This window comes from Natronolimnohabitans innermongolicus JCM 12255 (assembly GCF_000337215.1).
In the GTDB taxonomy this organism is placed as follows: domain Archaea; phylum Halobacteriota; class Halobacteria; order Halobacteriales; family Natrialbaceae; genus Natronolimnohabitans; species Natronolimnohabitans innermongolicus.
The window spans coordinates 13135-30523 of sequence record NZ_AOHZ01000043.1; the positions used below are offsets into that span (position 1 = coordinate 13135).

Here is a 17389-nt window from a genome sequence, read left to right on the forward strand (position 1 = left end):
TGAGCGCCACATCAATTCCGCCGTGAATTGTTACGTCAGTGCCGAGACCGGCCGATCAGTGACCTATGGTTTGATAACCGAGCCGTTAGTAAGACGTAAGATATGCGTCGTTCGATCGTGGTCGCACTCGCGTTGCTCGCGCTCTCCCTTCTCTTCGTCGGCGGCCCATCGCTGCTGTTCTCACCGACGACGGACGAAATCGCGCCCGAGGAACAGGAGGAGACGCCCGAACTGGTCGCGATGGAAGACTCCGAAAGCGAGTTCTGGAAGTACCTCAGTCCCCAGGAACAGTTTCAGGAGCGGAGTCCGCTCAACGTGATCGTCAGGGGTGACACCGACGACATTCTGTATGCGATGACCGAGGAGAGCGACGGCGAGTGGGAAGAGATCGAAGAGGTCGAAGAGGAGTACGAGGGCAACGAGACGCCCATCGCCAACGAAACGCCCGTCGGAAACGGGACGTTCCTCGAGGAGGAGAGCCGCCACGCGACGGGGATCGAGTGGGGCGAGGCCCACGGGACGACCCGCTACTTCTGGGTCGATCCCGGGGCGGGCGAGGACGGCTACTGGACCACCGAGTCGGGCCAGCTCGAGGAGGGCGACTACTACGGACAGCGCTATCACATCCGACTCTACGAGAGCCCGAACGGCGACGATCAGTGGGTCGCTATGCAGGCCCACACCGAGCACTTCGACTGGTTCACGCTCCGCCATCGTGTCGACGGCGTCGAGGCCGCTCAGACGAAGGTCGAACAGGACTTCATGGATCACACGCGGATCGACGTCGAGGAGGACGTCCGGCGGATCTACCTCGGCAACACCAACTCCTCGGACTCCGACGGGTGGGCCACGGTCGTCGACCTCACCGGTATGATCCTCTTGCCGATCGGCGTCGGTCTGGCGGCGAAACGGCGTACCGGCGCTAACAGCGCGAGCGCCGGCCAGCAGACGGATCCACAGCACGTCTCCGAACGCACGCCCGAGGCGATCGACGACCGCCTGACCGACGTCGACCGCCGTCGGATCGCGGCCGCCTACGACCGCCTCGAGGCCGGACACCTCATCCTCGTCTTTACGATCCTGGCGCTGTTGCTCGGCGTCCGGCTGGCGGGGGTCGCCCTCGAGCGCAACGTCGGGTTCCTGACGCCGCACATGATCGCCGCGTTGCTGTATCCGGTGATCGGCCTCGGCATTCCGATCGCGACCTACCTGATCGCCGGGACGTTGCGGAGCCGACTCGACGCCGCGGTCGTCGCGAGCGGCTCCCTCGCCGTCGCGATCTGGCTCGACTACGGTCTGCTCGGCGTCGATTCGCTGCCCGTCGACGTCGTCGTCCAGCGGATGCTCGTCGTCATCGCGCTCGGACTGATCGCCGCCGGCGCCGCAAAGCGGGCGACCAGAGACACTCGGGTCAACGACATGTTGCTCGCCGGCGCCGCGATGTGGGTCGTCGTCCTCGGTGGGACGCTCCTGGGATACTTCTGAGCGATATTTTTCTCCGATAGTCGACACGATCGTACCGGTCTCGGACCGAATCGAGGGCGAGAGCTAAAAGGCTCGAGCCCCAGACTCTAGTCGAAATGACGAGTCCAGCCCGCCAACGCCAGCGTGATCTCGAGTCGACCGAATCAACGGAGCAAGACCAATCGACACACGAGCGGGCGTGTGAAGAGTGCGAGAGCGGAACGCTGGTCAAGAGTCAGGATCAGGGCGAACTCGTCTGCGACGAGTGTGGGCTGATCGTCGAGGGATCGAACATCGACCGCGGCCCCGAGTGGCGCGCGTTCAACCACTCCGAGCGCCAGAACAAGTCCCGCGTCGGCGCGCCGACGACCCAGACGATGCACGACAAGGGGCTGACGACTTCCATCGACTGGAAGAACCAGGACGCCTACGGGCGCTCGATTTCGTCCGACAAACGCAGCCAGATGCGCCGCCTGCGCAAGTGGCAAGAGCGCATCCGGACCAAAGACGCCGGCGAGCGAAACCTCCAGTTCGCGCTCTCCGAGATCGACCGGATGGCCTCCTCGCTGGCGATTCCCCGCTCCGTTCGAGAGGTCGCCTGCGTCATCTACCGACGCGCATTAGACGAGGACCTCATCCGCGGCCGATCGATCGAGGGCGTGGCCACCAGCACCCTCTACGCCGCCTGTCGGATGGAAGGCATTCCGCGGTCGCTCGAGGAGGTCGCGACCGTCTCACGCGTCGAGCGAAAGGAGATCGGCCGCACCTATCGGTACGTCGCCCAGGAACTCGGCCTCGAGATGGCCCCCGTCGACCCGAAGAAGTACGTCCCGCGGTTCTGTTCGGACCTCGAACTCTCCGAAGAGGTGACGGCGAAAGCCAACGAGATCATCGACACGACGACCGAGAAGGGGCTCCTGTCCGGAAAGTCACCGACGGGCTACGCCGCGGCCGCGATCTACGCCGCGTCGCTGCTCTGTAACGAGAAGAAGACCCAGCGCGAGGTCGCCGACGTCGCCCAGGTGACCGAAGTCACCATCCGGAACCGGTACCAAGAGCAGATCGAAGCGATGGGCATTCACGGCTAGGACGCCGAGCGCGGCGCTCTCGAGCGCGTCCTGAATCGCAAGCTCGCAACGACGATCGCTGTTTCACTGGACGGTCGATTCCGACTCGGCTCCGAAGACCATCGAGAGGACCTTCGCTTCGGCCTTGCGCAGGTGCTCCGAGAACGTCGCGTGCGTGACGTCGAGTTCGGCCGCGAGTTCCTCACCGGTTTTCCCTCGCGGCCAGTCGTAGTAGCCGTTCGCGTAGGCGAACAGGAGCACCTCCCGCTGACGCGGGGTGAGCAACGTTTCGACCGCGTCCGAGAGGTCCCGCCGCTGGAAGAGCGGGCCTGGGTACTCCTTCTGTCGTCGAGCGATGATCTCCATCGTCGGATACTCGTCCTGGAACCGCTCGATGACCTCGGATGCAGAGTAGGCCGCGGGGATCTCGGCGACGATGCGGGCGACGCCGTCCTCGCTCGCTAGCTGGGTCGGGATCGCGCCGGCGTCGGTCAGACAGATGGTGAAGAACTTGCCGTCGCCGCTGATTCGGAATTCGACGACCGCGCTCTCCGCGCCGTCGCTGACTACTCGAGCCTCGACGCCGTCGTAAGAGCGAGCGAAGTCGGCGATTCGCTCCGGTGACGCGCCGCTGATTCGGTGAAACACCGTATACGTGTCTTCGCTCCGGGGCAGTATCTGGACGAGCTCCGCCGTACAGCCGGTTTCGGACGAGAGGGCGACCAACGGATACGCCTCGTTTGTCACCACGAACTCGACCTCGACGACCGACGGTTCGGCTGCGGTATCCGTTGGTGCGGTCACGACTAGACGAACCGGGGGCCGAGGGATACGAATTCCCGTGGCAGTTGTAAGCACTTATCATGGCTATCAGTAATCAGTAGACGGGCGGACGGAACGGTGTCGGTTTCGATCCAGAGTGCACGAAAATACCCTGTTTCACTCGGCTCAACACCCGCTTCGCGACGTGAAGGCGACCAGAAGGATGCGCCGACCGGGAATTGAACCCGGGCCGCGAGCTTGGGAAGCTCGAGTCCTACCACTGGACCATCGGCGCGCACCCGAACGTACCGACCGGTCACACTTCAACGTAGCGCTCCCCCGCCAGCCGGTGCAATCGGAACCTGACGCGCGTCCACTTTTCGGCTGCGAGGGGAGTCTATTAGGATCGTCCGCCCGTACTGCGATCCATGTCCACGCTCGACCTTCGCTTCTCGGAGGCGGAACTGGAACAGCGACGCGAACACATCACCGCGTTCATTCGCGATCAGGTCGACGCCGCTGGGGTCGACGGCGTCGTCCTCGGGCTCTCGGGTGGGATCGATAGCACGATCACGGCCTACCTCTGTGTCGACGCTCTCGGCGCCGAGAACGTCCACGGGCTCGTCCTTCCGGCGACAGTCAGCAGCGACGAGAACATGAGCGACGCCGAACGCGTCGCACGTGACCTCGAGATCGGCTACGACGTTATCGAAGTCGAGCCCGTTGTCAACGCCTTGCTCTCGGCCTACCCCGAGGCGGAGGGCGACCGCGAGGCCGTCGGTAACGCCCGCGCTCGAGTCCGCGGCGTGTTGAACTACCTCGTCGCGAACCACGAGAGCCGACTGGTCGTCGGCACGGGCAACCGCAGCGAGGCCGCCGTCGGCTACTTCACGAAGTACGGCGACGGCGCCGTCGACTGCCACCCGATCGGGAACCTCTACAAGGCACAGGTGCGCCAGCTCGCCCGCCACATCGGCGTTCCGGACGATCTGGCTGACAAAACGCCGACGGCGGAGCTGTGGGACGACCAGACCGACGAGGACGAGATGGGAATGACCTACGAGACGCTCGACTCGATTCTCGCGAGTCACGTCGACGGCCCGCTGTCGACGGCCGCGACCGCGCGCGAACTCGGCGTCGACGAGGAGACGGTCGAGACGGTCCGTCGGATGTACGAGCGCAGCGAGCACAAACGTCGCGTGCCGCCGGGCCCGGATCCGTTGAATTGAGTTTCACACGGTCTCGTCCGACCCGTTCACGCTCGGGATCACCGCGACGACCCGCAGCCGTCTGTAGTCTGCAGTCCACGTTCCGTCGTCGAACAGTTTCTCCCGGAGCCGATCCTCGACCGCCTCGACGACCGCTTCGCGTTCGTCCTCGGGAACCGATGCGAACAGTTCCTCCCCGAACAGCTCGAGCCAGGCCGCCAGCCCGTTCTCGCCGTCCTCGAGTTCCGTCGGCCGGTCGAACAGTCGGGCATACCGGACCTCGAAGCCACAGGACTCGAGGCGGCTCGCGTACTCGCCGACGCTCGGGAAGTACCACGGGACGTCGACCGCGTAGCCGCGAGCCGCCAGTTCGGCGCGGACCGCGGCGACGATGGCGTCGACGTTGCCGGTCCCGCCGAGTTCGGCGACGAGTCGGCCGCCGGGTTCCAGGGCGTCGGCGATCGACTCGAGGGCTGCGTCCTGGTCGCGGTCACGAATCCAGTGGAGGGCGGCGTTCGAGAACACCGCGTCGAACGAGTCCACGAGTGCGAGCGTTCGCGCGTCCGCGCGAACGAACTCGCGTTCCGGATAGGTCGCCCGGGCTCGCTCGAGCATCGCCGCGGATCGATCGACGCCGACCACGTCGGCGCCGCGCTCGGCGATCTGCTGGGTCAGGTGCCCGGTACCGCAGCCGAGGTCGAGGATCCGCTCGCCGGCCTCGGGATCGAGGAGGTCGAGGACGTCGGCGCCGTACTCGTAGACGAACGAGTGGCTCCCGTCGTAGCTGTCGGAGTCCCACTCGGTAGTGTCGGTATCGATATCGGGAATTTCCGCGTCGGTCATTGAGACGTGGTACAGCCGCACACAATTGAATGACGGGGAAAACACCGCGTCGTCCGAGACCGATTGCAGGTCCTCCTTTCGTTCCCATTCTCGAGTCACTCCCATCGACGCGTCGACGGCCGCTCACTCGAGGACGGTATCGACGTCGTCGGCGTGGGCCTCGACGAGCCGGCCGAAGGCCTGTGCCTCGCGGCGCTCTTTCGTCGCGCGGTCGCCGTCGTCGCGGATCCGCGCCTTCAGGGCCGCGAGCGCGTCGGGGGCGTTGGCGGCGATCTCCTCGGCGACCGTCCGCGGTTCGTCCTCGAGCCGGGAGATGAGCCCCATCCGCAGCGCCTCCTCGGCGCCGACGGTCCGCCCCGAGAGCGCGAGTTCGAGGGCGTCCCCCTCGCCCAGCACGCGCGGCAGCCGAACGGTCCCGCCCCAGGCGCCGAACAGCCCGAACGTGACGCCGGGCTCGCCGTACGTCGAGTCGGGCGTCCCGACGCGGACGTCACAGGCCAGCGCGAGCTCGAGGCCGCCGCCGCGTGCGGGGCCGTCGATGCCGGCGACGACCACCGCCGACGAGTCCTCGATCGTTCGCGCGACCCCCTGGCCCAGCCGGGCGAACTCGGCGGCCCGTTCCCGGTCGCCGTCGAGGTCGCCGACCGCCTCGAGATCCGCGCCCGCGGAGAAGGCGCCGCCGCTGCCCCGGAGGTAGATCACCGGTTCGTCGGCGTCGTCGATGGCGGTCTCGAGGGCCTCGAGGCCGTCGACGGTCAGCGCGTTTCGGGCGTCGGGGCGGTCGAGCGTCACGGTGCGAATCGGGGCGTCGGCTGCGACGGTCACATCGATCATGTTACCGAGTCTACCCGACGTTTCCAAAGGTCTTTGGCTCCGCCGTCGTAAGGCTCTCCCAATGGATCGAGCCGACAGCTGTCGGCGTGCCGCCGCCGAGGCCGTTGCGGACGTGGAGCCCGCCGAACTACACGATCGCATCGAGGCCACCCTCGCGGACGCGTCAATGGTCCCCGGCGTCCTGACCCTCGAGAGCGCTGCTGCGACGGCGACCGACGGTCGGGTCGGTCTCGAGACCGAAGCCGACGAACTCGCCACGCAGGCAGCCGGCGTACAGCTTATCTACGAAGGACTCCGACTGACTCGCTCGCTGGCCCACGACGAGCCCTGGACGAGCGCCGACGACGTCGACGCCGAACTCGGCGATCTCGAGATCCTCGCTGCGGATATCCTGGTTGCGCGCGGCTTCTACCTGCTCGCCCGGACCGACGCCGCCGGCAAAGCGGTGCGAACGGTACAGGCGTTCGGGCGCAACCAGACCCACCGAGACGAACTGAGCGAGGATGCCGTCTCGGGTGGAGTCGGCGACGGCGACAACCGTAGTGCGATCGACCGACCGGAAGACGCCGACGGCGACCCGACCGATCCCGACGCGCTCGACGCGACGCTCGAACACCACATCCTCGAGCTCGCCGTCCTCACCGGCGCCGCCGCCGTCGACGAGACGCCGACCCAGCGGTTGCTCACGACCGCCGACGACCTCGCCGACCGCGTCGGCACCTCGTTCCCGCCGGCCGCGGACTGTCTCGGCGACCTCGAGCCGACGCCGACCGAGCAATCACTCGACGACCCGACGACCGATCGAGCCACGTCGGCGACCGATTCCTGACCCGATTCGGTGCGCTACTCGGTGGTCCGACAGACCACCCCACGCCCGCCGGCGAATCGAAAGCCCTAAAGACGACTCGAGACAACGAACAAGTGCGCGCCTGGGTAGCTTAGCGGTAAAGCGCGTCCTTGGTAAGGACGAGAGCCCGGGTTCAAATCCCGGCCTAGGCTTGCTTTTTGCTGCAGACTGTAATTCCTGTGCAGCGCCGCTCCATCATAGTTTTCAGGCCATTTCCAGTGAGAAGGACATCCGTTTCAAGGGCAATTTTACCGGAGATGCAGATGCCGAAGGATACCCGCGCGAGCGACCACTTCACGCCGGGAAGCATTTTTAAATGATCTTCAGCCGACTAGATTGTGATACGCGGGAAGTCCGTGCTTTGTCAATGTGGAATGAAAGCAGTAGTCTGATCACAATTGTTATAGCCGTTCCCACCAAAAGTGGGACCATGGTGAAAGTGGATTCAAAAGGGCGAGTCGTTCTCCCGCAGGAGGTCCGAGAGCGTCTCGGAATCACACCCGGGACGGAAGTAGAGATCCATGAAGAGGGCGGAAAGGCGGTCGTTGAACCTGAAGACAGCCCCGAACAGATTATCGAACGGATGGACCATCTCGTTGCGGAAACGGCTTCAAACCGCGGGGAGACGACCCCGGTTAACGGAGAAGTCGATCCGATTGCCCAGAAACACCGGGCTGCTGTTCGAAGAGGAGCAAAGAAAGACAGCGATGAGTGACGCTAGCGGTCCATATCTTTTCGACGTTGGGGTAATTGCTCTCGCACATACGGAAACGCCGGTTCGTGATGCCGCACTCTCCTACGTCCGAGATGCCATTGCTGGTGAGATCGATGCCGTTGTGCCATATCCTGCGCTATTCGGCGCACATACTGTTCTGACGACGTACTACGGACAGTCAAACACAGATGCGTCCAGGTTGCTGCAAAATTTCATGGACGCAAAACGCATCCATTGGTACGACAGAATGCCCGACGACGTCGTTCGAGGTGGGTTTTCACGGTCGAGTGAAGCAAATGTTAACGGATGGGACGGGTACTACGCTCAGGTAGCAATCGACGAAAGAGTGAACACTGTGTTGACGATCGACGACGACTTCGAACGGTTTGACGAGTTCGACACCGAGGTTATTCTCTCACCCGACGAATTTAGCGAACTGAACCGGTTTCTTGGAAACTGATCTCGCTCGCCATACTGGATAACGAAACCGAATCACCAACTACTGGTAAGCTCCGTTCTTTCTCTCCTGCCAGATCTTACTACTTGGACAGTCGGTGGTCCTGACACAGCTCTCACAAAATCGATACGCAATCCCGATCTAGGCTTCTTCGATTTTTCGTCTCGAGACGTTTCACCGGTGAGCGACGCCACAGGTCCCGATCACGCGTTCAGTGTCGACGAGAACGCGGCAGCGACTCGAGACGATCCCTCGCGCCGACCGATCCGAATGGTGGCAGTAGCGTGGTAGGGATTCAACCGTGACGGACGAAAATCCCGGACGAAGCCAAAGCGGATAGCGAGTGATCACGATGACTTCCAAGGACACGACTCAGACCGGCCGCGAAGCGATGTCCAGAGCCGACGATCGGACTCGAGAGACGTCGCGTTCGATCCCGTCGACCGTCGCCGAGTTCGCTCGCGGTGGAACGCTGGCGACGATCGCCGGCGCCGCTTTACTGTTGGATGCGGTTCGAACGGCGCGTCGCGACCGCGCTCGAGCCGGCTTCGACGCCGTCGCCGGAGCCGCGCTGCTCGCGTTCGGTCGCCGACAGCGGCGGATGGATCCGGACTCGAGTTCGAACGTCCCGCACGGCGAGGTGGAGACGGCGGGGAGCAAGGACGAAAGCGCCGGGTCGGCGATCGAGTTCGTCGGGACGGACGACGCGTCGAGCGAGGGCGACGTTCGGTTCACAACTGACCGGGAGGAGAGCACGGCGGCGACCGCACCGCTCGAGGGGACGGACGCGGACGATCCGCGCCGCTCAGACTCGAGTCCGCGGGCGGACGAGGAGTCCGTTACGGTCGATCTCTCGGAAGCCGCAACGGCCGACGAAACCGGCGAGGCGACGGGACCGGATCCGACGCAGGCGTATCCGGCCAGCGAGGGAACCGATCCCGAACCGATGGCCGAAGAGGCACCGCCTCGAGGCGACAGTGGAAACGTCGCCGGGGGCACCGACTCGGACGAGGAGTCGTCGACGAAAACCGAAAACTGACCGAACTGCGAGAACTGCGAGGCGACAGCACTGGCGGCCCGCGGAGGGGTTACGGCCCGTCGAGGTCCGAGCGCGCGAGTTCGGGTCGCCACCGAGAACTGTCCCGTTCGTTCCGTGCCAGTAACCCCACGCGGGGTTCGCCGTCCACCCGCCGCTCGGTGTAGTGGATGACCGTCAGTTCCGAACACGCCGCCAGCAGTTCGTTCGGCTCGAGTCGAAACCGATCGGCCGGGACGGATTCGTCGGCCGGCGACTCGAGGTAGTGTTCGACCCAGAGACAGCCGCCGGGAGCGAGCGCGTCGATCAGCGCCGACAGACAGTTTCGAGCGTCGAAGAAACTCACCGTCACGAGGTCGTACTGCCGTTCGGGAACGCAGTACCTGTCGGCGTCGGCGAGGATCCAGTTGCAGGTGCCAGTGTCGGTGTCGGCGTTGATATCGGTGCCGGGAGCGCCCGCAGCTCGATCGGCCGTCGACTGCACGCGATTGCGTTCGCGCGCTCGAGCGCGCTCGAGTTGGGCCCGCGAAATGTCGACGGCGTCGACGGTCCAGCCCCGGGCGGCCAGCGCGAGGGCGTTTCGGCCGGTGCCGGTCGCGACGTCGAGGGCGCGGCCGGGCGGGCACTCGTCGACGAGCGTCTGCAAAACCGGGGCGAGGCCGTCCGCCAGACCTCGAACTCGAGGGGAGTCGCCAGTCATCGCGTACCGGTTCGTTCGGGGACCAGTCGCTTAGTCCCCCAGCCTGGCCCGCTACCTCAGGTCACGTACAGCGAGTACGCGATGATGATGAAGCCGACGAGCATGAGGACGCTCTCGAGTAGAACACCCATCATCAACGAGACGTTTAGCAGTTCGTAGAGCAGACCGGCGAGGACGAGTCCGAGCGTGACGAGGCCGAAGCCGAGCGCGAGCAACCCGAGCGCGCGCTGGCGCGTCCGCCGGTAGGCCTTGAACGCGAAGTACGTGATGAGGCTGCCCACGAGCAGGATGAGCGTCTTGACGACGGCGAGTGCAATCGCGATCGAGGCCCCTGCGTCGTGGAAAGTCATGCTGGTTCGTACATCGAAATTACGAACAGCAGTCAAGTAGCTTGCGTTCACGACGAAATCGGCCACCAAGGGCGAATTACCACCACGCCGAAAACCCGCACTGAATCGGTGGAACCGGTAGTGTCTGGGGATTTGGCCAGTAGATTTACTGAACCGACGTTCGGTTTCAGCGGTATGGCAACTCGAGGCGAGTCAACGGGTGTACTGGACGCAATCGATCCCGTACGAGGAGCGCTTTACGGCGGCGTTGCATTCGTAGCCGGATACGTGCTGACGTTCGTTCTCTTACTGGTCGATTCGGCGATCGAACTCGAGGGGGAGGACTACCTGCTCGAGACGGTCGGAATGGTCTTTTATAACGCACAGTTCGTGGATACGGAGCTCTCGGACGGGAGTACGACGGAAACCATCACGATGCTCTCGGAGATGGGGCCGGATTTCCCCGAACTCGCGTATACGCTCGTCCCGGTTTGCCTGCTCGTCGGCGCCGGCTACCTCGTCGCCCGAGGCGCGAGCGACAACGAGACGACCGCCGAAGACGGGCTGAAAGTCGGCGCCTCGGTCGTCGTCGGATATCTCCCGCTCGTCCTCGTCGGCACCACGCTGTTCGAGGTGAGCGAGGACGTGTTCGACGCCACGTTCACGGCCGGACCGGCCACCGGAAGCGCCGTGCTTCTTGCCGGTCTCGCGTTCCCGATCGTGCTGGGAGCGATCGGCGGCTACCTGAGCCAGCGCTAACCGATCGCATCGCGATCGAACCGAACGGACGCTTTTTCCGCGGCCACGTCGAACCGACGCCAATGACGCGACTGGTCGAACTCGAGGAGAGGGGGCCGCGAAAACTGGACCCGTCGGATATCGACGACGAGAAAGGCGACGTGGCCGTCTGTCAGTGCGGGCTCTCCGAGTCGTTTCCGTTCTGTGACGGCAGTCACCGACGGACTCGAGACGAAGACGCGGAGACCACCTACGTGTACGAAGACGGCGAACGGCGGGTGGTCGATCAGGTGGAGACTCGCGACGAGGAGTGAGGCGGGCGTCGTGTCTCGGGGCCGGGTTCAGCGACCGAATTCAGAGCGACCGCGAGGAGTTGACCACGACGAGGAAGCTACTGGCCGCCATCGCGACGGCCGCGAACAGCGGATTCAACAGCCCGGTGATCGCCAGCGGGATCGCGACCGCGTTGTAGACGAACGCCCAGCCGAGATTCTGGCGGATCCGCCGGTGAGTCGCGGTCGCGACGTCGAACGTCTCGGCGACCGACTCGAGGTCGTCGCCGACGATCACGGCGTCGGCGGCGTCGGTCGCAAGTTCGGTGCCGCTTCCGAGTGCGACGCCGACGTCGGCGGCGGCGAGCGCCGGCGCGTCGTTGCTCCCGTCGCCGACCATCGCGACGGTGCCGCGAGCGCGGAGCCGACGAACGGTCTCGGCTTTCGCCTCTGGCGGGACGCCCGCGAAGACCTCGCTGACACCGTCGACGGCGCGGAAGCGATCCGCCGCCGCTCCCTCGTCGCCGGTCAGGACGACGACCTCGCGGCCGTCGGCGAGCGACGCGACGGCGTCGTGCCACCCCTCGCGGGGAGCGTCGCCGACGACGATCACGCCCCTGGCGCGGCCGCCCCAGCCGACGACGACCGGGACGTCGCCGGCGTCGCGAACGCGCTCGATTCGTGACTCGAGCACCGGCGGAATCGCACAGCCCTGTTCACGACACAGTTCGGGATGGCCGACGACGACGCGCTGACCGTCGACGACGCCGCTGACGCCCCGGACGTGGCGCTCGAAGCTGTCGGTGTCAGCGGTGACGGGGAGTTCGAATCCGTCGGTGCGATCGCGGTCCTCGTCGTCATCGCCGTCGATGTGTTCGCGGTCGCCGTCGGCCGACGCCGACCCGGCGGCCGCATCGACGATCGCGGCACCGATCGGGTGCTCGGAGAGCGATTCGACGGCCGCGGCGCGCTCGAGGAGTCGCCGCTCGTCGTCCGCGTCCGTTTCGGAGTCGTCGGAGAGGTGGATCGCTTCGACCGACATGGTCCCCTCGGTCAGCGTCCCCGTCTTGTCGAGGACGACGATATCGACGTCCGGCGCGTCCTCGAAGATCGTCTCCGCGGCGACGACGATGCCGCGTTTGGCCGCGCTCTGGACGCCCGAGGCGATCGCCAGCGGCGTCGCCAGGCCGAGCGCGCAGGGACAGGAGACGATCACGACGGTTAGCCCGACCAGAAACGCCGACGAGAGGCTCGAGCCCGTCGCGATCATGATCGCGGTTACGGCCGCGGCGAGTACGACGACCAGCGGGACGAAGACCGTCGCAAGCTTGTCGGCGAGGCGCTGGACGCCCGGACGAGCGCTCTGGATCGACCAGAGGAGGGAGACGAGCCGGTCGTGCGTGCTTTCGGCGTCCTCGCCGACGGTGACGACCAGCGGGGCGTCGGTGACGACGGTGCCACCTCGGACGGGATCGTCCGGTCCTTTCTGGACAGGCAGGGATTCCCCGGTGATCAGCGATTCGTCGACGGCCGCCCGGCCGTCGCTGACCGTCCCATCGAGCGGCACGCGCTCGCCCGGACGAACGAGCAACTCGTCGCCCGGGTCGACCGACTCGAGGGGGACCGTCTCGCCGCCGTTTGCGAGGCGCGCCTCGTCGACCTGCGACTCCGTGAGATCGGAGAGCAGGCCGGCGGCGCGACGCTTGATCAGCCCCTCGTAGTACGTCCCCGCCGTGACCGCGAGGATGATCGCAACCGACACGTCGAAGTAGAGGTCCGTCCGGCCGAGGACCATCGCGAGCGTACTGTAGGCGTACGCGCCGAGCGCGGCGAGCGAGACGAGTAGATCCATGTTCGGCATCCCCGCTCTGAGGCTGACGAACGCGCCCCGCAGGATGGGCCACCCGGTGTAAAAAAGAACGAACGACGTCATCAGCCAGATGTTGACGGCCAGATAGTAGCCGTCGTAGCTACCGAAATCCGCGAGCGGCTCGTAGCCGAAGTACGTCGGGTACAGAAAGACCGCGTACCACACCATCACCATCATCCCGAACAGGCCGCCACCGATCAGAAACTTCACGAGCGCGTTGTCGCGGTGGTCCTCGCCGCGACCGGTATCCCGGTCGCGGGCCTGGTATCCGTAGCCCGAGACGATGTCGGGGAGTTCGTCGTCGTCGACCATCTCCGGATCGTAGGCCACTCGAAGCGTATCGGTCGCGTAGCTCGCTTCCGCGCCGTAGACGCCGTCGGTGGCCGTCGCTCGCGTCTCGAGGAACGCCTCGCAAGTCGCACAGTGCATTCCGTCGACGGCGAGAAACGCGTCGTCGCCGTCGTGGTCGTCGAGCGTCGACGACTCGCGCTCGTCGGTCAGCCGATCCCTGACGGCGTCGGTGTCCGCGTCGTCGACGTCCTCGAGGGCTCGAGACACTTGCAAACAGCCGAGACAGCAGAACGTCCCGTCGGTATCCGGATCGGTGACGGGATCGGCCGGCGTCGGCAGCGAACAGAGGGTACACTCGTCGGCAGCTGACGCGTTTTCGGTCCCGCTCCCGAGCCCAGTTTCGCTCGGACGGTCGGAACCGGTTGATACGCCGGAGTCAGAAGGAGGTGGAAATCCGCTCATGTGTTCGAGTCACGATCGTGGTCGTGGTGTGGCTGCGCCTGGTCGCTCGAACCCCCCGAGGGACTGTCCGAGCCGGTGTCGAGGCGCTCTGTGCGGGGTTCCGTTTCAGATCGGCCAGCGGTGGGTACCCTGAATTCGTCGTGGCGGTCGGTGCCGTCGTCAGTGGTGCCGTTCGTCACGACGTTTCGTGGCCGCGATCGTGTTCGTGGTCGCGGGCGTTCGCTATCGGTCCGAACGCAACGTAGAGACTGGCGAGGATGATGAAAACGTTGATTGCGGAGACGACGCCGGCCGACAGCGAACTCCCGAGTCCGTACCACGTCACCGGCAGCAACGCGAACAAGCCGACGATGAGCGCGTGCCGTGGCGAGAGGTCCTCCAGTTCCATACGGGAATGTTGACAGCCGGCCACCTATAACTATCTCCATCGTTCCTACGAGGTAGGAATCTGTTACCCCCACTAAGCAGGGGGTATCCTAAGGGGCCCACATGGGTCAGGCGACAGATACGGTGGAACGAACAGAGATCGGTCACGACGAATTCGACCCAATCGGAACGCTCGCGTTGATCATGGTGTACTTCGCAATCCTGGTCGCGCTGTGGCTATTCATGTACTTCGTCGAATTCCTCGGTAACGATCCGACCGTGACTGGAGCGGTCGTCCCGGTGGTGGGACTCATATGAACATACACACGTACGAGAAGCTGTGGTTAATCGCGGCGATGGTGTTGATCGTCGGCTTCATCGCGACGATCACGTACGGCTCGGTCGCACTGGGCATCACGATGGTCGGCGATCAGGAAGACACCATCGAGCCCCGCGAACTCAGCGAGGACGATCGCTTCGGCGAGCCACGCGTCGAGCAGGTCGGCGAGAACGAGTACGAAGCGTACGTCGTCGCTCGGACGTTCATGTTCCAGCCCGATCCCATCGAAATTCCCGAAAACAGCGAGGTCACGTTTTACGTGACCGCTCGAGACGTGATACACAGCTTCAGCGTCGCTGGAACGAACATCAACACGATGGCGATCCCCGGCGAGATCGCAACGATGACCGCCGAGTTCGACGAACCCGGCGAGTACGGCATCGTCTGTAACGAGTACTGCGGCTCCGGCCACCACAACATGGAAGGCGAACTCCACGTGCTTCCCGAAGACGAGTTCGATCTCACCGAACTCTCCGTCGAAGCCGACGACGAGGTCGCACTCGAGGACGACGACGAGGTTACCCTCGAGATCGCCGTCGAAAACGGCCAACTCGAGGACCTCGAGACGACGATCGAGGCCGAGATCGGCGACGAGACGTTCACGGAGGACGTTACGGTCGAGGGTGACAGCACCTACGAGACGACGGTCAGCGTCGACGCCGCCGACCTCGGCGAGGGCGACCACGACTGGTCGGTCACCGTCGACGACTACGAGGAAAGCGGTACCGTGACCGTCGTCGACCAACTCGAAGACGACGGAGGTGACGACGATGAGTGAGTCGCGTAACGCCTACATCGATGCCTTCCCCGCCGAGGCGAAGGTAGTTCGAGCGGCGTTTTACAGTTCATTCCTCGCGCTCGCACTCGGTGGCGTGTTCGGGATCATCCAGACGTTACACCGAACCGACGTCTTCCGGTTTATCGACTCGACGGACTACTACACCGTCCTTACCGCCCACGGCGTCTTCCTCGTGATCTCGTTTACGATCTTCTTCCTCGTCGGGATCTTCACCTGGGCGATAACGACCAGTCTCGACCGGAGCGTCAAAGACATTCGATTCACCTGGGGCTGGTACTCGCTGATGGCGATCGGGATAACGCTGACCGGCGTTGCGATTCTGGCCGGCTTCACCGACTCGATCGATATGAGCGCGGACGTGCTCTTTACGTTCTACGCGCCGCTACAGGGGCACCCGCTCTTTTACATCGGGCTCGTCCTGTTCATCGTCGGTACCTGGCTCGCCGGCGCCGACTGGTTCCGGACCTGGTGGGCCTGGAAGCAGGAGAATCCAGACGAGCGTATCCCGCTGCCGACGTTTATGGTGCTGACGACGATGCTGATGTGGTACATCGCCACGCTGGGCGTCGCCGCGTCGGTCCTGCTGTTCTTGCTGCCGTGGTCGCTCGGACTCATCGAGACCGTCAACCCGCTGCTGACCAGAACGCTGTTCTGGTTCTTCGGTCACCCGATCGTCTACTTCTGGCTGATGCCGGCGTACATGATGTGGTACATCATGCTGCCGAAGGTCTCCGGCGGGAAGCTGTTCAGCGATCCGCTCGCGCGGGTCGTCTTCGTCCTCTTCCTGATCCTCTCGGTGCCGACGGGGATACACCACCAGTACTTAGACCCCGGTATCGCCGAAGGGTTCAAATTCATCGCGATGACGAATACGATGTTCCTGCTGTTGCCGAGCCTGCTGACGGCGTTTACCGTCGTCGCCAGTATGGAACACGGCGCCCGCCAGCGCGGCGGTGAGGGCTACTTCGGCTGGCTGAAGGCCCTCCCGTGGCGCGATCCGGTCTTCACCGGGATGGCGCTGGCCGGACTGATGTTCGCCGCCGCCGGCTTCTCGGGGATGATCAACGCCGGGATGAACATCAACTACCTCGTCCACAACACGTTCTGGGTCGTCGGCCACTTCCACCTCACCGTGGGCACGGCCGTCGCCCTGACGTTCATGGCCGTCACCTACTGGTTCCTCCCGCAGGTGACCGGCAAGGCCCTCTGGAACCGGTCGGTCGCGCTCGGACAGGTCGTCCTCTGGTTCCTCGGGATGACGTTCATGTCCAACGCGATGCACCGCGGCGGCTTGCTCGGCATTCCGCGCCGCACCGCCGAACCGCAGTACGACGGCTTCGAGTTCGAAGCGAGCGTCGGCAGCGTCGCGGAACTCGACGCACAGATCGCACTGGGCGGTATCCTGCTGACGCTCTCGCTCGTGTTGTTCTTCGCCAACGTCATCGGGACGGCGCTGAACGGACGCAGCGACACGCTTCCGGACAACAGCTACGCCGAAACGCTCTCCGGGCCCGAAGACGCGCCGAAGGTCCTCGACAACCTCAAGCTCTGGACGATCATCGCGATCATCCTCGTGATCTTCGCGTACACGTTCCCGCTTCTGAGCATCATCGACCGCGGCGGCCTGTTCGGCCCCGACATCAACCCGTTCCCGGTGAGCATCGAGACGATCCCGATGCTCGCGATGGCACTCGAGGGGTACACGACGGCCGCGGTTGCAAGCGCCGGTGAGTTCGCACAGGCGACGCTGCTGGGGGTGATCCGGTAGTGCGAATCTCGAAGGGAGCGTTGCTCGTCGTCCTCGCGTTCGTCGCCCCGGTGATCGTCGAACTCCGGACGGTCCTCGCCTGGTTCGGCGTCGATCTGGCGGTCTTCGAGTCGATCGTGCTGTCGCTGGTGATCGTCGCGATCATCGTCGGCTGGGCGATCTGGCCCGAAAAGGACGGGGGAGAATCGACCGATACACGCGCTTCGAACGGAAACTGACTC

20 protein-coding genes and 2 tRNA genes are annotated in these 17389 nt (G+C 64.7%); 14 read left to right on the forward strand and 8 right to left on the reverse strand.

Translation table 11 applies throughout. The features are described 5' to 3' along the window. Positions 1–102 precede the first annotated feature (102 nt). A complete protein-coding gene (locus C493_RS09105) occupies positions 103–1485 on the forward strand; it encodes a hypothetical protein (protein WP_007259137.1) in 1383 nt (460 codons plus the stop codon). 95 nt (positions 1486–1580) lie between these two features. Next, positions 1581–2552, forward strand: coding sequence for a transcription initiation factor IIB (locus C493_RS09110; protein ID WP_007259138.1), 972 nt, complete (start codon positions 1581–1583; stop codon positions 2550–2552). Positions 2553–2615: 63 nt separating this feature from the next. On the opposite strand, the gene C493_RS09115 is transcribed toward C493_RS09110, so the two are convergent. Continuing rightward, the gene (locus C493_RS09115; RefSeq protein WP_007259139.1) at positions 2616–3335 is read right to left on the reverse strand and encodes a helix-turn-helix domain-containing protein; all 720 of its coding nucleotides are present in this window, start codon (positions 3333–3335) and stop codon (positions 2616–2618) included. Positions 3336–3517: 182 nt separating this feature from the next. Further along, positions 3518–3588: transfer RNA gene (locus C493_RS09120), tRNA-Gly, on the reverse strand. Positions 3589–3721: 133 nt separating this feature from the next. On the opposite strand from C493_RS09120, the gene C493_RS09125 reads away from it, so the two are divergent. Continuing rightward, complete coding sequence (locus C493_RS09125) at positions 3722–4522, forward strand: NAD+ synthase (protein ID WP_007259140.1); 801 nt, start codon at positions 3722–3724, stop codon at positions 4520–4522. Positions 4523–4525: 3 nt separating this feature from the next. Here the strand turns inward: C493_RS09125 and C493_RS09130 are convergent, their stop codons facing one another. Both C493_RS09130 and C493_RS09135 read right to left on the reverse strand, forming a co-directional pair. Then, positions 4526–5344, reverse strand: coding sequence for a class I SAM-dependent methyltransferase (locus C493_RS09130; RefSeq protein WP_007259141.1), 819 nt, complete (start codon positions 5342–5344; stop codon positions 4526–4528). A gap of 123 nt (positions 5345–5467) precedes the next feature. Continuing rightward, positions 5468–6178: an enoyl-CoA hydratase/isomerase family protein gene (locus C493_RS09135; RefSeq protein ID WP_007259142.1), complete on the reverse strand. Its 711-nt coding sequence runs from the start codon at positions 6176–6178 to the stop codon at positions 5468–5470. A gap of 61 nt (positions 6179–6239) precedes the next feature. On the opposite strand from C493_RS09135, the gene C493_RS09140 reads away from it, so the two are divergent. The 5 genes from C493_RS09140 (at position 6240) to C493_RS09155 (ending at position 9236) form a co-directional block, all read left to right on the forward strand. Beyond that, positions 6240–7007 (forward strand): DUF7114 family protein, encoded by a 768-nt coding sequence (locus C493_RS09140; RefSeq protein ID WP_007259143.1) that lies wholly within the window; start codon positions 6240–6242, stop codon positions 7005–7007. Between the two features lie 98 nt (positions 7008–7105). Then, positions 7106–7177, forward strand: a tRNA-Thr gene (locus C493_RS09145). A gap of 278 nt (positions 7178–7455) precedes the next feature. Further along, complete coding sequence (locus C493_RS22185; RefSeq protein ID WP_152421127.1) at positions 7456–7740, forward strand: AbrB/MazE/SpoVT family DNA-binding domain-containing protein; 285 nt, start codon at positions 7456–7458, stop codon at positions 7738–7740. After that, positions 7733–8200 (forward strand): hypothetical protein, encoded by a 468-nt coding sequence (locus C493_RS09150; protein ID WP_083912395.1) that lies wholly within the window; start codon positions 7733–7735, stop codon positions 8198–8200. The genes C493_RS22185 and C493_RS09150 overlap by 8 nt, the downstream gene beginning before the upstream one ends. A 349-nt stretch (positions 8201–8549) precedes the next feature. After that, complete coding sequence (locus C493_RS09155; protein WP_152421128.1) at positions 8550–9236, forward strand: hypothetical protein; 687 nt, start codon at positions 8550–8552, stop codon at positions 9234–9236. A gap of 49 nt (positions 9237–9285) precedes the next feature. On the opposite strand, the gene C493_RS09160 is transcribed toward C493_RS09155, so the two are convergent. Beyond that, positions 9286–9933: a class I SAM-dependent methyltransferase gene (locus tag C493_RS09160; protein ID WP_007259147.1), complete on the reverse strand. Its 648-nt coding sequence runs from the start codon at positions 9931–9933 to the stop codon at positions 9286–9288. A 56-nt stretch (positions 9934–9989) separates the two neighbouring features. Beyond that, entirely contained in the window at positions 9990–10283 is a 294-nt protein-coding gene (locus tag C493_RS09165) for a DUF7521 family protein (protein ID WP_007259148.1), read from the reverse strand. Between the two features lie 174 nt (positions 10284–10457). Here C493_RS09165 and C493_RS09170 point away from each other — a divergent pair, with 174 nt between their 5' ends. Both C493_RS09170 and C493_RS09175 read left to right on the forward strand, forming a co-directional pair. Further along, entirely contained in the window at positions 10458–11021 is a 564-nt protein-coding gene (locus C493_RS09170) for a hypothetical protein (RefSeq protein WP_152421129.1), read from the forward strand. A 62-nt stretch (positions 11022–11083) separates the two neighbouring features. Beyond that, positions 11084–11314, forward strand: coding sequence for a CDGSH iron-sulfur domain-containing protein (locus C493_RS09175; protein ID WP_007259150.1), 231 nt, complete (start codon positions 11084–11086; stop codon positions 11312–11314). A 40-nt stretch (positions 11315–11354) separates the two neighbouring features. On the opposite strand, the gene C493_RS09180 is transcribed toward C493_RS09175, so the two are convergent. Continuing rightward, a complete protein-coding gene (locus C493_RS09180; protein ID WP_007259151.1) occupies positions 11355–13895 on the reverse strand; it encodes a heavy metal translocating P-type ATPase in 2541 nt (846 codons plus the stop codon). 175 nt (positions 13896–14070) lie between these two features. Next, positions 14071–14283 carry a hypothetical protein gene (locus C493_RS09190; RefSeq protein WP_007259153.1) on the reverse strand — a complete coding sequence of 71 codons (213 nt, stop codon included), beginning with the start codon at positions 14281–14283 and terminating at the stop codon, positions 14071–14073. Positions 14284–14384: 101 nt separating this feature from the next. On the opposite strand from C493_RS09190, the gene C493_RS09195 reads away from it, so the two are divergent. The 4 genes from C493_RS09195 to C493_RS09210 are packed head-to-tail and all read left to right on the forward strand — an operon-like array spanning position 14385 to position 17386. Continuing rightward, on the forward strand, positions 14385–14579 hold the full coding sequence (locus C493_RS09195; protein WP_007259154.1) for a hypothetical protein: 195 nt from the start codon (positions 14385–14387) through the stop codon (positions 14577–14579). Continuing rightward, complete coding sequence (locus C493_RS09200; protein WP_007259155.1) at positions 14576–15379, forward strand: cytochrome c oxidase subunit II; 804 nt, start codon at positions 14576–14578, stop codon at positions 15377–15379. The genes C493_RS09195 and C493_RS09200 overlap by 4 nt, the downstream gene beginning before the upstream one ends. Continuing rightward, a complete protein-coding gene (locus C493_RS09205; protein WP_049889268.1) occupies positions 15372–17168 on the forward strand; it encodes a b(o/a)3-type cytochrome-c oxidase subunit 1 in 1797 nt (598 codons plus the stop codon). Before C493_RS09200 ends, C493_RS09205 begins: the two co-directional genes overlap by 8 nt. Beyond that, positions 17168–17386: a hypothetical protein gene (locus tag C493_RS09210; RefSeq protein ID WP_007259157.1), complete on the forward strand. Its 219-nt coding sequence runs from the start codon at positions 17168–17170 to the stop codon at positions 17384–17386. The genes C493_RS09205 and C493_RS09210 overlap by 1 nt, the downstream gene beginning before the upstream one ends. The last annotated feature ends 3 nt before the right edge of the window (positions 17387–17389 follow it).

Bases quoted from the DNA above. Each gene is read 5' to 3' on its own strand.
- C493_RS09130 (WP_007259141.1), bottom strand. From the start codon at position 5,344: ATGACCGACGCGGAAATTCCCGATATCGATACCGACACTACCGAGTGG.
- C493_RS09190 (WP_007259153.1), bottom strand. From the start codon at position 14,283: ATGGAACTGGAGGACCTCTCGCCACGGCACGCGCTCATCGTCGGCTTG.
- C493_RS09155 (WP_152421128.1), top strand. From the start codon at position 8,550: ATGACTTCCAAGGACACGACTCAGACCGGCCGCGAAGCGATGTCCAGA.
- C493_RS09170 (WP_152421129.1), top strand. From the start codon at position 10,458: ATGGCAACTCGAGGCGAGTCAACGGGTGTACTGGACGCAATCGATCCC.
- C493_RS09165 (WP_007259148.1), bottom strand. From the start codon at position 10,283: ATGACTTTCCACGACGCAGGGGCCTCGATCGCGATTGCACTCGCCGTC.
- C493_RS09160 (WP_007259147.1), bottom strand. From the start codon at position 9,933: ATGACTGGCGACTCCCCTCGAGTTCGAGGTCTGGCGGACGGCCTCGCC.
- C493_RS09200 (WP_007259155.1), top strand. From the start codon at position 14,576: ATGAACATACACACGTACGAGAAGCTGTGGTTAATCGCGGCGATGGTG.
- C493_RS09195 (WP_007259154.1), top strand. From the start codon at position 14,385: ATGGGTCAGGCGACAGATACGGTGGAACGAACAGAGATCGGTCACGAC.
- C493_RS09150 (WP_083912395.1), top strand. From the start codon at position 7,733: ATGAGTGACGCTAGCGGTCCATATCTTTTCGACGTTGGGGTAATTGCT.
- C493_RS09175 (WP_007259150.1), top strand. From the start codon at position 11,084: ATGACGCGACTGGTCGAACTCGAGGAGAGGGGGCCGCGAAAACTGGAC.
- C493_RS09180 (WP_007259151.1), bottom strand. From the start codon at position 13,895: ATGAGCGGATTTCCACCTCCTTCTGACTCCGGCGTATCAACCGGTTCC.
- C493_RS22185 (WP_152421127.1), top strand. From the start codon at position 7,456: ATGGTGAAAGTGGATTCAAAAGGGCGAGTCGTTCTCCCGCAGGAGGTC.
- C493_RS09140 (WP_007259143.1), top strand. From the start codon at position 6,240: ATGGATCGAGCCGACAGCTGTCGGCGTGCCGCCGCCGAGGCCGTTGCG.
- C493_RS09105 (WP_007259137.1), top strand. From the start codon at position 103: ATGCGTCGTTCGATCGTGGTCGCACTCGCGTTGCTCGCGCTCTCCCTT.
- C493_RS09125 (WP_007259140.1), top strand. From the start codon at position 3,722: ATGTCCACGCTCGACCTTCGCTTCTCGGAGGCGGAACTGGAACAGCGA.
- C493_RS09110 (WP_007259138.1), top strand. From the start codon at position 1,581: ATGACGAGTCCAGCCCGCCAACGCCAGCGTGATCTCGAGTCGACCGAA.
- C493_RS09135 (WP_007259142.1), bottom strand. From the start codon at position 6,178: ATGATCGATGTGACCGTCGCAGCCGACGCCCCGATTCGCACCGTGACG.
- C493_RS09205 (WP_049889268.1), top strand. From the start codon at position 15,372: ATGAGTGAGTCGCGTAACGCCTACATCGATGCCTTCCCCGCCGAGGCG.